The organism is Achromobacter sp. ES-001 (assembly GCF_019448355.1).
In the GTDB taxonomy this organism is placed as follows: domain Bacteria; phylum Pseudomonadota; class Gammaproteobacteria; order Burkholderiales; family Burkholderiaceae_B; genus Achromobacter; species Achromobacter spanius_B.
On record NZ_CP079940.1, the window covers coordinates 3233412 to 3249445 of the forward strand.

General features: G+C 63.0%; 11 protein-coding genes. 10 read left to right on the plus strand and 1 reads right to left on the minus strand.

The window, feature by feature from the left end; all coding sequences use genetic code 11:
* Positions 1 to 85: 85 nt before the first annotated feature.
* The 10 genes from KYT87_RS14600 to KYT87_RS14645 all read left to right on the plus strand — a co-directional run bounded on the left by KYT87_RS14600 (position 86) and on the right by KYT87_RS14645 (position 15517).
* Positions 86 to 1663, plus strand: a complete 1578-nt coding sequence (locus tag KYT87_RS14600) for an ABC transporter substrate-binding protein (protein WP_219992548.1) — start codon at positions 86 to 88, stop codon at positions 1661 to 1663.
* A complete protein-coding gene (locus tag KYT87_RS14605; RefSeq protein ID WP_219992549.1) occupies positions 1660 to 2646 on the plus strand; it encodes an ABC transporter permease in 987 nt (328 codons plus the stop codon). Before KYT87_RS14600 ends, KYT87_RS14605 begins: the two co-directional genes overlap by 4 nt.
* Positions 2647 to 2933: 287 nt before the next feature.
* Positions 2934 to 3779 (plus strand): ABC transporter permease, encoded by an 846-nt coding sequence (locus KYT87_RS14610; protein WP_255594131.1) that lies wholly within the window; start codon positions 2934 to 2936, stop codon positions 3777 to 3779.
* Positions 3776 to 5605 (plus strand): ABC transporter ATP-binding protein, encoded by a 1830-nt coding sequence (locus KYT87_RS14615; RefSeq protein ID WP_219992550.1) that lies wholly within the window; start codon positions 3776 to 3778, stop codon positions 5603 to 5605. Before KYT87_RS14610 ends, KYT87_RS14615 begins: the two co-directional genes overlap by 4 nt.
* A gap of 32 nt (positions 5606 to 5637) precedes the next feature.
* Positions 5638 to 6603, plus strand: a complete 966-nt coding sequence (locus KYT87_RS14620) for an alpha/beta hydrolase (protein WP_104145436.1) — start codon at positions 5638 to 5640, stop codon at positions 6601 to 6603.
* A gap of 102 nt (positions 6604 to 6705) precedes the next feature.
* A complete protein-coding gene (locus tag KYT87_RS14625) occupies positions 6706 to 9303 on the plus strand; it encodes a type VI secretion system Vgr family protein (RefSeq protein ID WP_219992551.1) in 2598 nt (865 codons plus the stop codon).
* Entirely contained in the window at positions 9300 to 11111 is a 1812-nt protein-coding gene (locus KYT87_RS14630; RefSeq protein ID WP_219992552.1) for a hypothetical protein, read from the plus strand. Before KYT87_RS14625 ends, KYT87_RS14630 begins: the two co-directional genes overlap by 4 nt.
* A complete protein-coding gene (locus KYT87_RS14635; RefSeq protein WP_219992553.1) occupies positions 11108 to 12361 on the plus strand; it encodes a T6SS immunity protein Tli4 family protein in 1254 nt (417 codons plus the stop codon). The genes KYT87_RS14630 and KYT87_RS14635 overlap by 4 nt, the downstream gene beginning before the upstream one ends.
* 67 nt (positions 12362 to 12428) lie before the next feature.
* On the plus strand, positions 12429 to 14261 hold the full coding sequence (locus KYT87_RS14640; protein ID WP_219992554.1) for a hypothetical protein: 1833 nt from the start codon (positions 12429 to 12431) through the stop codon (positions 14259 to 14261).
* Complete coding sequence (locus KYT87_RS14645) at positions 14258 to 15517, plus strand: T6SS immunity protein Tli4 family protein (protein WP_219992555.1); 1260 nt, start codon at positions 14258 to 14260, stop codon at positions 15515 to 15517. The genes KYT87_RS14640 and KYT87_RS14645 overlap by 4 nt, the downstream gene beginning before the upstream one ends.
* Before the next feature lie 42 nt (positions 15518 to 15559).
* Here KYT87_RS14645 and KYT87_RS14650 read toward each other — a convergent pair whose 3' ends face one another.
* Entirely contained in the window at positions 15560 to 16027 is a 468-nt protein-coding gene (locus KYT87_RS14650) for a nuclear transport factor 2 family protein (RefSeq protein WP_219992556.1), read from the minus strand.
* Positions 16028 to 16034: the final 7 nt, after the last annotated feature.

Sequence of the window (16034 nt, forward strand, 5' to 3'; positions counted from 1 at the left end):
CCCAACGTTGACCCCAAACTCCCCCCGGATCGCGACCCGGATCGCGACCCGCATCACCCGCCGCATCACCCGCCGCATCGCCACCATGACTCGACGCGCCCGTGTCGGCCTGCTGCTGGCCGGCGCCTTGCTTGCCTTTGCGCCCGCCCTGCACGCCGAGCCCACCCGGGGCGGTACGCTGACCCTGCTATTGCCTTCCGAACCGACCGCGCTGGTGACGGTGGGCAACGTCGCCACGCCCATCCTCAGCGTCAGCGCCAAGGTCACCGAAGGCCTGCTCAAGTACGACTACGACTTGAATCCCCAGCCGCAACTAGCCACCGCCTGGCAGGTCAGCCCCGACGGCACTGTCTACACCTTCACGCTACGCCAAGGCGTGAAATGGCATGACGGCAAGCCGTTCACCGCCGCCGACGTCGCGTTTTCCATCGGGCTGCTCAAGAAGATCCACCCGCGCGGACGCAACACGTTCGCCAACGTCACCGCCATCGAAACGCCGGACGACCACACCGTGGTGCTGCGCCTGGCCAAGCCGGCGCCCTACCTCATCCGCGCCTTCGTCGCCACCGAAACGCCCATCATCCCCAAGCACATCTTTGATGGCCCCGACCCGTTGACCAACCCGGCGATCTCGGCACCCATCGGCACGGGGCCATACAAGTTCAAGGAATGGGTGCGCGGCAGCCACATCGTGTATGAACGCAACCCGGACTACTGGGACAAGCCCAAGCCCTATATCGACCGCCTGATCGTGCGCGTGGTGGCCGACCCCGCCGCCGCCGCCATCGCGTTTGAAACCGGCACCGTGGACCTGGGCTACCGCACGCCCGTGCCACTGGCCGACCTGGCGCGCCTGAAAGCCGTGCCGTCACTGCGGTTCGAAACGCGCGGCAACAGCTATTCGTACAACGTGACGCGGCTGGAATTCAACCTGGACGAGCCGCATTTCAAGAACGAGAAAGTGCGGCAGGCGGTGGCCCACGCCATCGACCGCAACGTCATCCTGAAAGTTGTGAACTACGGCGTGGGCCAGGTGGCGTATTCGCCGATTGCGCCCGGCCTGAAAGCCTATAACGACCCCACGCCGTCGCCTTACGCCTTTGACCTGAAGCGCGCCAACGCGCTGCTGGACGAAGCCGGTTACCCCAAGGGGCCGGACGGCGTGCGCTTTCGGGTGCCGCTGGACTACAACCCGATCGGCTCTGACGGCGCACGGCTGGCCGATTATCTGCGCACGACGCTGGCGCGCACCGGCATCGCCGTGACGGTGCGCTCGCAAGACGCCTCGGCCTTCATCAAGCGCGTCTATACCGATCGCGACTTCGCCTTCACCACCAATGGCGCCAGCAATCTGTTCGACCCCACGGTCGGCGTGCAGCGGCTGTACTGGTCCAGGAACTTCATCCGGGGCGTGCCTTTTTCCAACGGCACGCATTACCAGAACCCGCGGGTCGATGCCTTGCTGGAAGCCGCCGCCGTTGAAAACGACCCCGCGCGGCGCGTCCAGCTGTTCAAGGACTTTCAGCAGATCGTCGCGCGCGAGGTGCCCGACCTGAACCTGTATCAGCCCGAATTCATCACCATCGCCAACCAGCGTGTGCACGACCATTCGCTGACGGCCGACGGCGTGGAAGCCAACCTGGCGGACGTCTACCTGCAATGAACCCGCGACGCGCCGCCAGCACGCTGGGCTTGTCCCTGGTCCAGGCGATCCCGACTGTCATCGGGGTCATCCTGCTAAGTTTTTTCCTGCTGCAAGCCGTGCCGGGCGATGCTGCCGACGTGATCGCGGCCGAGTCCGGATCGGCCACCGAAGCCGGCATGGCGGCCATGCGCAGCCAGTTCGGGCTGGACCGCCCGGTGTTGCAGCAACTTGGCGCCTACCTGGGCAATCTGGCCAGCCTGAACCTGGGGATATCGCCGCGCTACAACCTGCCGGTGTCCGACCTGATCTTCAGCCGCTTGGGCAACACGGTGCTGCTGATGTTCAGCGCGTTGGGATGCGCGCTGGCCGCCGGTATCACGCTGGGCGCGGTCATGGCCACCTTTGTGGGCCGCTGGCCGGACCGCGTGCTGTCGCTGGCGGCGTTGCTGCTGTATTCCACTCCGGGCTTCTGGCTGGGGCTGATGGCCATCATCCTGCTTTCCGTGCAGCTGGGTTGGCTGCCGCCGGGCGGGGTGTCGACGATCGGCGCGCCCGCCACCGGCCTGGCGCACCTGCTGGACGTGGCGCGCCACCTGGTACTGCCGACCTTGGCCTTGGCGGGCTTCTACGTGGCCATCTTCGCGCGGCTGACGCGCGCGGCCATGCTGGAGGTCAGCCGGCAGGACTTCGTGCGCACCGCGCACGCCAAGGGCGTCGCGCCCACGGCCGTGGCGTTGCGGCACTTGCTGCGCAATGCGCTGATTCCGGTTACCACCGTTGCCGGCTTGAACTTCGGCACGCTGCTGGGCGGCGCGGTGGTAGTCGAGACGGTCTTTAGCTGGCCCGGGCTGGGCCGCCTGGCCTACGAGTCGGTCATGGCGCGCGACTATGTCGTGCTGCTGGGCATCCTGGTGCTGTCTTCGCTGCTGGTGATCGTGGCCAATATTCTGGTCGATCTATTGCAGACGCAGCTGGATCCGCGCATTCGCGTCGGCGGATGACGTTCTGGCGTTCTGGCGTTCTGGCGTTCTGGCGTTTGGCCGCCTGGCCGTCTGGCCGCTATGCATTGCTTGGCCTTGGGTCCTTGGCCGTGGGTCTTTGGCCTTGGGTCCTTGGCCTTGGGTCTTTGCCCTTGGATCCTTGCCCTTGGGTCCTTGGCCGTGGGTCCTTCGTATTTGGTCCTGGGGCCTTCGCCCACGTTCCTTGTTCCCTCTTTCCTTCACTTCATTTCATGCCGCCTGATTTCTCGTCCCCGTCTTTGCCACCGCCCGCGCCCCTGGCCCTGGCCATGAGCCCCCCACGCCGTGCGCGCACGCTGCGCCGGCTGCTGGCCAACCCTGGCGCGGTGGTCGGCGGCGTGCTGTTGCTGTTGATCCTGTGCGCCGCCATTACCGCGCCCTGGGTGTTTCCGCACGACCCGCTCGACATGGTCGGTCCGCCGATCCAGTGGCCCGGTCAGGACCCGCAGTTCTGGCTGGGCACCGACACGATGGGCCGCGACATCGCGGCCGGCCTGGCGCACGGCGCCCGCGTGTCGTTGACGGTCGGGGTCACGGCCGCGCTGCTCAGTTTGGCGATCGGCATTGCCGTAGGCGCGTCGGCCGGCTACTTCGGCGGCTGGGCGGACGTGGTGCTGATGCGCGTCACTGAACTGCTGCAAACAATTCCTTCGTTCTTGCTGGTGGTGGTGATCGTGGCCATCGGGCGCCCGTCGGTTGGCGTCATCGCGCTATCGATCGGCGCGGCCTCGTGGCCCGTGGTGGCGCGGCTGGTTCGCGCTGAATTTCGGACCCTGCGCGAAACCGAATTCGTGCTGGCCGCGCGCAGCAACGGCTTTGGCCACGCACGCATCGCCCTGCTGGAAATTTTGCCCAACGCGCTGCCGCCCGTCATCGTGACGACCTCGGTGCTGGTGGCCAACGCCATCCTCATGGAATCCGCCCTGTCGTTCATGCACATGGGCGATCCGAACGCCGTGTCCTGGGGCAGCATGATCGGCGACGCGCGCGAGATGCTGCGCACCGCGTGGTACCTGGCCGCCCTGCCCGGCCTGTCCATCGTGCTGACCGTGTTGTCGCTGAACCTGCTGGGCGACGCCTTGAACGATGCCTTTAACCCGAGGCTATCCGCATGACGCGCACGTCCCACCCCCCCGACACCCGTGCGCTCTTAAGCGTGCAAGACCTGACCGTGTCGTTTCGCGCCGACGACGGGCAGCGCCGCGCCGTCGACGGTTTGAGCTTTGACGTAGCGGCGGGCGAAACGCTGGCGCTGGTCGGTGAATCCGGCTGCGGCAAGTCGACTACCGCACTGGCCGTGCTGCGCCTGCTTGCGCCCGGCAGCCGGGTGCAGGGCCGCATCCTGTTCAACGACGTGGACCTGGCCGCCCTGCCGGACCGGCAGCTGCGCCAGGTGCGCGGCCGCGACATCGCCATGATCTTCCAGGAGCCCATGACGTCACTGAACCCGGTGCTGACCATCGGCCGGCAAATCGCCGAAGCCATCCGTTGCCACGAGGACATCGGGCGTACCGCGTTGCGCCACCGCACGCTGGAGCTGCTGGCGCGCGTTCGCATCCCCGACCCCGAACGCCGCATCGACGACTACCCGATGCAGTTGTCGGGCGGCCAACGCCAGCGTGTAATGATCGCCATGGCCATCGCCTGCCGGCCGAAACTGCTGATTGCCGACGAGCCCACCACCGCGCTCGACGTCACCATCCAGGCGCAGATCCTGCAATTGCTGGACGAGCTGCGGCGCGACCTGGGCATGAGCGTGCTGCTGATCACGCACGATCTCGGTGTGGTGCGGCAATGGGCAGACCGTGTCCTGGTCATGCACGGTGGCAAAAAACTGGAAGAAGCGCCGGCCGTCCAACTGTTCGCCGCGCCGTCGCACCCCTATACGCAGGGGCTGCTGGGCGCATCGCTACACGCGCGCGACGGGCTGCACTACCGTCAGGCACGGCTGCCGGAGATCGTGGTCAGTCATCGACATGGCGATGGCGCACCGCATTTCACATTGCGCACGTCCACGGGCGCTGGCCAAGCGCACGGTGCGACCGGGCCGCACAGCGCCGCGCCGCTGCTCAGCGTGCGAGGCCTGGCTACGCGCTATGCGGGACGCCGAGGCGTCGACGTGCTGGCGGTCGATGACGTGTCCTTCGATATCGCTCACGGCGAAACGCTGGGTTTGGTGGGCGAATCAGGTAGCGGCAAATCCAGCCTGTCGCGCACGCTGCTGCGCCTGACGCCCGCGCATGCCGGCCAGGCGCTGCTGCGTGGCACCGATCTGCTGGCCCTGTCCCAACGCGCGCTGAAAGCATCGCGGCGGCATATACAGATGGTGTTCCAGGACCCCTACGCCTCATTGAACCCGCGCCATACCGTGCACGACATCCTGGCCGCCGTACTGAAGGTGCACGGCGTGCGCGACCGCGCCGAACGAGGCCGGCACGTGGCTCGGATGCTTGACAACGTCGGCTTGCCCGCCGACGCGGCCAGACGCTATCCCAACGAGTTCTCGGGTGGGCAGCGCCAACGCATCGGCATCGCCCGCGCGCTGATCACGCGCCCGTCCCTGGTAGTGCTGGACGAACCCGTGTCGGCGCTGGACGTGTCGGTGCAGGCGCAGATACTGAATCTGTTGGTCGACTTGAAGAACGAGCTGGGCCTGTCCTACCTGTTCATCTCCCACGACCTGGCCGTGGTGCGTTATCTGTGCGACCGGGTCATGGTCATGAACCAGGGCCGCATCGTGGAACACGGAACGCCCGAGACGATCTGGCACCAGCCGGCACACCCTTACACGCGCACGCTATTGGCCGCCGTGCCCGCCGCGCCTGCCCTGCCCGCCGCGACGGCCGCCCACGTCGCGCCGCCCGCCCCAGCTTCGGCCCCCGTTGGCCGCCAAACCGCGTCATACTCGCGGGTTCCGGGCATTGGTATCCTTCACGGGTAAGCGACACCGCCCCACCCCCGACTGGTAACTGCATGAGCTCATCCCCCATCCCCACCCTGGCGCCCGACGTGCTGGCGGCGCAAGCCCTGGCCAAGCAACACGGTGTCGGCACGCCGAACGTGCTGACAACGCCCATCGCCGAATGCCGCGAAAAAAGCCGCGCCTATCAACACTGGTTAAGCCAGCCCGCGCCGCCGGTCGGCCGCGTGGTGGAACATCGGCTGGACCATCTGCCCGTGCCGGCCACGCTGCGCCTGTACTACCCCGAAGGCGCCAGCGACAAGCCCTTGCCTTTGTACCTGCACCTGCACGGTGGCGGCTTCGCGCAAGGCGACCTGGACACGCTGGACCGCTGGAAGCGCGAAATCGCGGCCGACGCGGGCATCGTCACGGCCGGCCTGTCCTACGCCTTGTCCCCCGAAGCCCGCTACCCCGTTGCACTGGAACAGGTGCTGGGCGCCTTGCGCTGGTTGCGCGACGAAGCCCCGGCACTGGGCCTGGACGCACAGCGCCTGGCCGTGGGCGGTGAATCGGCGGGCGGCAACCTGACGCTGGCCGCGCTGCAACGCCTGCGCGATGAGGGCGATGCCTTCATCAAGACCGGCGTGGTCATCTACGGCATGCTGTCGGCCCGCCGCGATACGCCGTCGCAGGAATCGTTTGGCGACGGACGCTTTGGGCTGTCCACGGAAAAGCTGGATTGGTTCTGGGACCAATACGTTGCCGACGCCGCCCAATTGACGGACCCCGGCGTGGCCCCGCTGCATGCCGACGTTGCCGGACTGCCGCCGTTGATCCTGCAAGCCGCCGCGCTGGACCCCCTGCTGGACGACACGCTGGACCTGGCCAACAAGCTGTTCGCCAGCGGCGCCGCGCCCATGCTGGTGGTCTATTCCGGCGTGCCCCACAGCTTTATCGGCATGACTCGCCTGCTTGCCCAGGCGCAAGAAGCGCGCGCGGACCTGGTCCACGCGCTCAAACGCAACTTGGCCGCCTAGCAGAGCGTTAGCTTAAGTTTCGTAGTCGTCTCATGGACAGCGCCTTTCGTGGCTGGGCAAGATGCTGGATTCGATCTTGCCTGACAGAAAAGGAGCACCGCCGTGCCACGGCTGTCCGACCCGCGCCCCACGCTCACATCCACATCCACATCCACATTCAGATTCACGTTCACGACCGCCAGCGGCGCGGCGTTCGACGTTATTGAATTCACGCTGGACGAGGCCCTGTCCGAGCCCTATCGGCTATGCGTGGACTTGTCCAGTTTTGACCCTGCCGTCGATTTCGGCGCCTTGCTGGATCAGCCCGCGCTGTTCACGATATCGCGCGGTGCGCTGCCGGTGCGCTATGTGCACGGCATCATCACTGAATTGGTCCAGGGCGACACGGGCTTTCGGCGCACGCGCTATCGCGTGGTGCTCGAACCGTCACTGGCGCGCGCCGCGCTGTGTTCCGATTGGCGCGTCTATCAGCAACTGTCCGTGCCCGAGATCCTGGCCGACGTCATCAAACGGCAGGGGATTACCGATTACGAACAGGTGACGACGCAGGAACACCTGCCGCGCGAATACTGCGTGCAGGCCGGCGACACCGACTTGGCGTTTCTGGACAGGCTGGCGGCAGAAGAAGGCTATTTCTATCGCTATGCGCATTCTGAGCATGGGCACCGTTTGATTCACGGTGACCGGGTTTATATCCACGGCGAGATCGCGGGCGGGCCGGTGGTTTACAACCCGATGCCGGGCGGTGATCAGGCAGAACCGGCGCTGCATCGGTTTTCTTATGCCGAGCGCGTGCGCACCGCCGTCCAGACGCAGCGCGACTACACGTACACGCATCCGCGCTACAGCCAGGAACATTCGCCGGTTGCATCGGATCTTTCTCATCAGGATGCCCGCTACGAACGCTACGACTATCCCGGCCGCTACAAACGCGACGAGGCGGGCCAGCCGTTTACGCAGACGCGCTTACTGGGCCGCCGCCGCGATGCGCGCGTGGCGATGGTCGAAGGGGATGACGCGCGCTTGATTCCTGGCGTGGCGTTCGATCTTGTCGGTCATCCTCGCGAAGATTGGAACCACGGCTGGCGACCGGTGCGGATGCAACATCGGGGCGTGCAGCCTGCCAGCCAGGAAGAAGACGGGTTCGGAGCCGAATACGGTCAGCAAGGCGGACTGGGCGAAGGCCTGATGCACCGCTCGGAATATCGCCCGGAGCACGGCACGCAATACCGCTACACCGCTGAACTGGTGCCCGACAAGGTCGATTGGAAGCCCGAGCCCCTACCCAAGCCGCGTATCGACGGCCACCAGATGGCGACGGTGGTCGGCCCGCCCAATGATGAAATCTATTGCGACGAATGGGGCCGCGTCAAAGTCCAATTCCCGTGGGATCGCGTAGGCGAGCACAACGAACATAGCTCGTGCTGGATTCGCGTATCGCAGAACTGGGCCGGTGCGCAGTGGGGTCACATGGCGATACCTCGCATCGGACAAGAGGTCATCGTGCAATTCGCAAACGGCGACCCGGACCAGCCGCTGATAATCGGCAGAACTTTCCGGGCGACCAATCTGCCGCCCTATGAATTGCCACGGCACAACGTCCTGAACACGATCAAGAGCAAGGAATTCCGGGGCAATCGCGCCAACGAATTGCGCTTGGATGACACGTCCGCGCAGATCAGCGCGGCGTTGATGAGCGAACACGGCGACACGCAGCTGCATCTGGGGTATCTGACCCATCCGCGTCCAAGCGGTGGGCAAGCTCGCGGTGAAGGGTTCGAACTGCGCACGGACGAACACGGTGCCTTGCGCGCAGCCAAGGGATTGTTGCTAACGGCCGACGCCCAAATGCGGGCCAAGGGCGGGCAGCTGGACCGGTCCGATATCGTCGCGGCATTGCAAGCCGCGCTGGATCTAGCCCGCAACCTGGGCGACTACGCAGCGCAACACGAAGGCGTCGCCCACGACGCCCAGCCGCAGCAATCCCTATCGGACGCGGTGCGCGACCTGGGCCACGGCGCTAACGACCAGCCGGACGGCCCGGGCCAAGGCGACGCCGGGGCCATCGGCCTAAGCGCCCCAGCCGGCATCGCCGCCGCCACGCCGGCAAGCATCGTATTGTCGGCCGGTGGCAATGTGGACAGCGTCGCGCAGCAGCATCAGCAGGTCAGCGCGGGCGACAAGATCGTGCTGAACGCGGGCGGCGACCTGGGCTTGTTCTCGCAAGGCGGCGCCATGCGCCTCATCGCCCACCAAGGCCCGATGCTGCTACAGGCGCAGCACAACGCCATCCGCATCCAGGCCGATCAAAGCGCGGAAATCACGTCCAGCCAACAACACGTGCTGGTCGCCGCCGACAAGCACATCACGTTGCTGTGTGGCGGCGCGGCCATCAAGATCGCCGACGGGAATATCGAGTTCTCCATGCCCGGCAAGCTGACGGTAAAGGCCGCCGGGCACAACTTCACCGGGCCAAGCAGCGCCTCGATGACGTTCAACACCTGGGACGCAACCCCCTTTAACGACCGCTTTCAAGCCACGCTGCAAGACGGTTCCCGCGCTTGCAACCTTGCCTACACCCTGATCCGCAACGACGGCTCGCGCATCACCGGCCGCACGGACAGCGAAGGCTACCTGACGCTGCAACGCGACATGCGCCGCGACGGCGTCCGTATCGAATGGACAAAGGCCGAAGAATGACCGAGACCAGACCCGCCACCGACCCGCCAGAGGAACGCGTGGCGCCGTTTCATTACAACGCCAGGGGGCAGCAGTGCTTCACCTGGACTTTGACCGACTGCGACATTACCGACCCGGTGCAACTGCGTATCGGCCCGGATCTGATCCTGCCGGTGATTTTTATTCCGGGGGTGATGGGCAGTAATTTGAAGTCGGTGCCCGAACCGGGCAGCGACGAAACGGAATCGGTATGGCGGCTGGATTATGGTTTTGCCGGCATTCCCACTCCGTTGCTGGGCCAATGGGCCAGCCAGAAGGCAGGGATACGGCAGAGCCTTCTGCATCCCGACCGAGTGCAAGTGGATGACGAGGGCGGTGTACCCAACGTGCCGTGGGGGATGGTGCAGGATGACCAACAGCTGCTACCCGCTCAGCGCAAGGCCGCCCTGATGAGGCGATATCGCGAGCGGGGCTGGGGCGAAGTCGGACAGACCAGCTACGAACGCTTTCTGATTTGGTTGGAACATGTGCTGAATTCCCCGACGGTTCCCCGCCACCTGAACTATGCGCTTGAACTCGAGGACAGGCACTGGGAAGACCCCACAGCCGCATATCGACGGCTTAAAGCCGGCATGGATGTGTTTATGCCGCGATTGAACGGGGCGGATCGCAACGGCGACGAAGACGACGGCACCAAGCCCTTGACAACGGACGATCTGCTGGCCGGGGTTCGATTCAATATGCCGGTGCATGCGTTTGGATATAACTGGTTGGCGTCGAACACCGATTCGGCCAAGAAACTCAAGCAGCGCATTGAAACCCTGCTCGAACAGTATGGATCCCGCTGCAAGCAGGTCTTGCTGGTGACGCATTCAATGGGCGGTTTGATTGCCAGGATGTGCGCAACTCTGCCAGGCATGGAGTCCGCGATTTGCGGCATCGTCCACGGCGTCATGCCGACAAACGGAGCCCCGGTGGCGTACCGCCGATGCAAGGTCGGTATGCGGGACGAGAGCTTCGGTACCTCGCTGGTTATTGGCAGCAACGGTCAGGAAGTAACAGCGGTTTTTGCCCAGTCGCCCGGAGCGTTGCAGTTACTGCCGACCACGCGATACGCACCGGGATGGTTGAAACTGCTGCGCGAGAACCAATCTCGCACCCTGTCCGCGATGCCCGCGCTCGATCAATGCCCGTATGACGCGATTTATCTTGAGAGGTATCGGTGGTGGGGCTTGGTAAAGGAAGAATGGCTGGCGCCCAAAGGTGGGACGGCGATTGAGTGGAAGGACTACCAGCATGCTATTGGAAACGCCCGTGACTTCCATAGCGCATTAAACACATATTTCCACCCCAAGACCTACGTTTTCTACGGTTCGGATACCAAGTTTGCAAGCTTCGAATCCATCCGATGGAGGATACGTCCGGGTTTGCGGCCAGCGGGTTCCACGATCCCGCCGGTACCCATCGAGTCTCTTTTCCAAGCGCGGAATTCGGACGTGCACCAAGGTGGCAGGACTCCCCTATATGTACGCGGCCACAGGGGCATGAGTCATCCCTCCGTGAAGTACACCGACGGCAGCTCGGCGTCTGAGAAATCGCCGTACAGCGATTGGGAGCTGCACTGCGAAATGCAGGACGGCGTGGGAGACGGCACAGTACCTACAAGCTCTGGTCGCGCACCCATCGACCAAGCCGAACGCGGCCAGGTTCAAGAGCAAATCAAAATGCGCGGGTTCGACCATGAAGGTCCATTTCGGAACGAGCAAGTTCAATTGATCACGCTTCAATGGATTCTAAAAATAGCCGCACAAGCGAGAAAGCCGTCATGAAAAGGACCATTATCATCGCCGCGATTGCGATCGCGATCGCCAGCCTAATAGGTAGCAGCCTCTTGCTGTTTCAGGACAAGGACTCGACAGTGACCACATTCTCTTCCAGCAAACGCACTTGGATGTTCGGGCGCCATCTGATCGACTTGCCCTCGGACTGGTTTTACAGCACGGGCAGCTTTGTCACGCTGTACTACGGGTTGGGTACGGATTTCAATACCGTCGAAGTTCGTGTGCTGGGTATTGACGTTTCGCCGGGTCGCTACATCGAAGCGATAAACGACAGATCTTCACAGATTCAGCAAGTTGCGCATGATTCGGGCGGATCAATGCTGCTTGCCCATATTGCCCTGGATCCGACAAGAACGCTGCTGCGTTTTTATCGCAACCCAGAGCAGAAAAACTACCACACCCATGAACTGCATCTCTTGGTCGGTGACGTCTACGTCCTGATCAAAGCCCACTCCTACCAAAACGTCATGGCCCCCGTAGAGGCCCGCATCCAGGCGCTGGCCAAAACGATCACCAAAATCTCCGACCCACAAACCGCCGGCCCTGGATTCGGGCTGGGGCCCGTCATCATCCGCGACCACCACGATCAGGAAATCGGGATGTTGAAGTTTCGCGCGCCCGGGACAAACCTCAGACTCGACGCCGCGACAAGCGCGATCCAGGAGCAAGAAAGAATCAACATGAAGGAACAGGAAAAGCAAACGCTTGCTGGCATCCGCTACAACTCCTTGCGTTCCGGCGCGCCGACCTTTGCCGGCATGGAGTCCGAGCAAAGCGGCTTCAGCTACCGGAACGGGGATCACCACGCTTTTCTGTTTGTCGTGCAAAGCTATCGCGACAATCCGGGGTTTGCCTGGCCGTCCATCAACATGCGATTGCGGGGAGGCGGCACCATCATGAAGGTCCAAAGCCCTGACTATCAACCCGACCTCGTCCGTTGGTCCCTGCCCCGCTTCGTACCCAACAAGCACGAGATTCCCCTTTGGAAGCGGCCACCTCCCCCGCCCCGCGTGGATGCCACCTTAAGCGACAAAGAAGCCGGCAAGTTGTGGGACGCGATCGTGGCGTCGGTGCGGCTGCGTTACCTGGCCGTCGCGCCCAAGCCGCCTTCCGCTTTTGACCAGGGCAACCCGGAAAAGGCCGCTGCCGATCAAAAGGCGCTGGATGAATTTCTTAGCACCGACGAAGACGGCCGGCCCTGGACGCCGCCTACCGACGACGACGTGCCCGCGCGGTAATCCTCTCGCGTGGTCAGCGTCTTGAAGCGACCGGGTAAAGGCCCGCGGTCAAAGAAAGGCCAATCAAATGGAGGAAAAAGTGACCGACAACCAACCCGCCACCGGCCCACCAGAGGAACGCGTGGCGCCGTTTCATTACAACGCCAGGGGACAGCAGTGCTTCACCTGGACTTTGACCGACTGCGACATTACCGACCCCGTGCAACTGCGTATCGGCCCGGATCTGATCCTGCCGGTGATTTTTATTCCCGGGGTGATGGGCAGTAATTTGAAGTCGGTGCCCGAACGCATCGGACAGGATTCCCGACAGGTCTGGACCCTTGATTATGGATTCGCGGGGCTACGGACTCCCTTGGCCTCCCAATGGGTAGCCAAAGACGCCGGCTTCCGACAGACCACCTTGCACCCCGACCGCGTAGAGGTCGATGACCAGGGCGGCGTTCCCAATGTGCCGTGGGGGATGGTGCAAGAGAACCAGCAAATGCTGCCCGCCGAACGCAAGGCCGCCCTGATGAAGCGATATCGCGAGCGGGGCTGGGGCGAGGTCGGACAGGCCAGCTACGAACGCTTCTTGATTTGGTTGGAACATGTGCTGAACTCCCCCACTGTTCCTCGCCATCAAAACTATGCGCTGGAGCTGAACGACCAGCACTGGGAAGACCCGCAAGCCGCATATCGACGATTGAAACCTGGCGTGGATGTTTTTATGCCGGGCTTGAACGGAATGGATCGTATCGATGACGACACTGAAGGCGTCAAGCCGTTGACGACGGACGATCTGCTGGCCGGGGTTCGATTCAATATGCCGGTGCACGCGTTTGGGTATAACTGGTTGGCGTCAAACGCCGATTCCGCTAGACGACTCAAGCAGCGCATTGAGACGCTGCTGGAGCAGTATGGAAAACGCTGCAAACAGGTGTTGCTGGTGACGCATTCGATGGGTGGCCTGATTGCCAGGATGTGCGCCACGCTGCCCGGCATGGAGACCGCCATTTGCGGCATCGTCCACGGCGTCATGCCGACTAACGGTGCGCCCGTGGCCTACAGACGATGCAAGGTCGGTATGCGAGACGAGAGCTTCGGTGCCTCGCTGGTTATTGGCAGCAACGGTCAGGAAGTAACAGCGGTTTTTGCCCAGTCGCCCGGAGCGTTGCAGTTACTGCCGACCACGCGATACGCACCGGGATGGCTGAAGCTGCTGCGCGAAAACCAGTCTCGCGCCCTGTCCGCGATGCCAGCGCTTGATCAATGCCCGTATGACTCGATTTACCTTGAAAGGCATCGGTGGTGGGGCTTGGTAAAAGAGGAATGGCTGGCGCCGGAAGGTGGCACGGCTATTGAATGGACCCTCTACGAACGTGCTATCGAATTTGCCCGCGAATTCCACGCCGAGTTGAATACGTATTTCCATCCCAATACTTATGTTCTCTATGGGTCCGATGCTAAGTTTCCAAGCTTCGAAACCATCCGATGGAACATACGGCCAGGGTTGCGGTCGCCCGGTACCGTAAGAGCACCAGCTCCGATCGAATCGCTCATTACGGCACGGCACACCGATGTTCAGCACCGCGGTCGCGCAATAGTCCGCGTGGGCCCGCATAGTGCCCTTGGGCGCGCCTCAGTAAAGTTCGTCGGAGATACGTCCACGCCACATGACCCGGGACCGCGGATATATAGCGATTGGGAACTTCACTGCGGCATGCAGGATGGCGTCGGCGACGGGACAGTACCCACGAGTTCGGGCCGTGCTCCGATCGATCAGGTCGAACGTGGCGAAGTTCGAGAACAACTGAAAATGCAAGGCTTTGACCATGAAGGCCCATTCCACGACGAGCGGGTTCAGCTTGTCACGCTTCAGTGGGTCCTGAAAATTGCTGCCCAGGCGAAGAAGCCGTCATGAAATCGCGCTTCTTTTTTGCCGGACTCCTGATCGTCGGGATCATAGGAAGCAGCAATGATTTATTTCTTCGCAAGGACACAACAGTGACTCCAGATACCGCAGACATTCAAACCTGGGTGTTCGGCAGGCATTTGATTGATTTTCCTTCGAACTGGCTTTACAGCACCAGCAGCTACGTGACGCTGTATTACGGATTGGATACCGATTTCAAAACCGCCCAAGTCCGGGTTCTGGGCACCGAAGTGTCCGCCGGCCGATTTGCGGATGCAGTCAACGACAGGGCATCGCAAATCGCGCTCGTCGATCATGATTCGGGCGGCTCGATGATGCTTGCCAAGATGCAGTTGAGCGAAACGCAAATATTGCTACGCTTCTTTCACAGTCCCGAACTGAAGAATTACCACACCCATGAGCTTCACCTTCTGGTTGGTGACGTCTATGTCTTGATCAGGGCTGACTCCTTCAAAAACGTCATGGCCCCCGTAGAAGCCCGCATCCAGGCGCTGGCCAAAACCATCACCAAAATCTCCGACCCACTCAGCGCCGGTCCTGGCTTTGGCCTTGGGCCCATCATCATCCGCGAGCACCACGATCAAGAGGTCGGAGTGATCGAATTTTTCATCGACGGGTCCAATGTCAGCTTGGAAACGCGCATTACGGCCTTGCAGCCCAGTCCATCGACCGGCCTTCAGGCACGCGCAAAACAACAGATGGCTGGTATGGCCTACAACACCTTGCGGGCGGGAAAGCTGACTCTTGCCTCTATGCAAGCAGAACAATTTGCCTTCGGCTTCACCGAAACCAATCACCACGCGTTTCTATTCCTGGCCGAAACCTATCGCGACAAGCGCGCATTCACTCACCCGTCTATTCACATGCGGATGAGCGGCGGCGGCACCCTTACCCCGCCGGCCCGTCCGGATGACCAACCGGACCTTGTCCGTTGGTCCCTGCCCCGCTTCGTACCGAACAAGCACGAGATTCCCCTTTGGAAGCGGCCGCCTCCCCCGCCCCGCGTGGATGCCACCTTAAGCGACAAAGAAGCCGGCAAGTTGTGGGACGCGATCGTGGCGTCGGTGCGGCTGCGTTACCTGGCCGTCGCGCCCAAGCCGCCTTCCGCTTTTGACCAGGGCAACCCCGAAAAAGCCGCTGCCGATCAAAAAGCGCTGGATGAATTTCTTAGCACCGACGAAGACGGCCGGCCCTGGACACCGCCAGACGACGATCCGCCGCCCGACGATCCGCCGTCGCGGTAAAACACCGGATTCGCAGGCGCAGGCCTGCGCCGCATCCTTGCCTCAGCTGCGTGCCGGCTTGTTGCCGTGCGAGACGCTGGGGGTGTCGCGGAACAAGGACATATGCGTGTGGGTGGCAACCCACGGGTCGCCGATGGCTACGCGCGCAAACGAAACGGTTGCGCGGCCGATGCGGTCGAAGGGTTTGCCGTCGGGGTGGTAACCGGTGGAATCCCATACGGCCATGCCGACGGCGAACAGGCGGTCGGGCGACACGAGCGTTTGCACGTCGTCCAGGCGCCAGATGAAGTCGTCGATCGTGAACCAGACGTTGCGCCACTGCGTCTTTTCGGCGTGGTCGCGGCCGGTGACGAAGTTGGTGTAGGTGCCGAAGGCGACGAAGTCTTCGGCGAACAGGTGGCGGGCGGCAGCGTAGTCCACCGCTTGCACGTGGTCGGACAGTTCCTTGAACCAGGCGCGCACGGCGGCGGCATCGGCGGCGTCAACGGGGGCCAGGGCTTGCACGGACATGAATATC

Bases quoted from the DNA above. Each gene is read 5' to 3' on its own strand.
- KYT87_RS14600 (WP_219992548.1), top strand. From the start codon at position 86: ATGACTCGACGCGCCCGTGTCGGCCTGCTGCTGGCCGGCGCCTTGCTT.
- KYT87_RS14605 (WP_219992549.1), top strand. From the start codon at position 1,660: ATGAACCCGCGACGCGCCGCCAGCACGCTGGGCTTGTCCCTGGTCCAG.
- KYT87_RS14610 (WP_255594131.1), top strand. From the start codon at position 2,934: ATGAGCCCCCCACGCCGTGCGCGCACGCTGCGCCGGCTGCTGGCCAAC.
- KYT87_RS14615 (WP_219992550.1), top strand. From the start codon at position 3,776: ATGACGCGCACGTCCCACCCCCCCGACACCCGTGCGCTCTTAAGCGTG.
- KYT87_RS14620 (WP_104145436.1), top strand. From the start codon at position 5,638: ATGAGCTCATCCCCCATCCCCACCCTGGCGCCCGACGTGCTGGCGGCG.
- KYT87_RS14630 (WP_219992552.1), top strand. From the start codon at position 9,300: ATGACCGAGACCAGACCCGCCACCGACCCGCCAGAGGAACGCGTGGCG.
- KYT87_RS14635 (WP_219992553.1), top strand. From the start codon at position 11,108: ATGAAAAGGACCATTATCATCGCCGCGATTGCGATCGCGATCGCCAGC.
- KYT87_RS14640 (WP_219992554.1), top strand. From the start codon at position 12,429: ATGGAGGAAAAAGTGACCGACAACCAACCCGCCACCGGCCCACCAGAG.
- KYT87_RS14645 (WP_219992555.1), top strand. From the start codon at position 14,258: ATGAAATCGCGCTTCTTTTTTGCCGGACTCCTGATCGTCGGGATCATA.
- KYT87_RS14650 (WP_219992556.1), bottom strand. From the start codon at position 16,027: ATGTCCGTGCAAGCCCTGGCCCCCGTTGACGCCGCCGATGCCGCCGCC.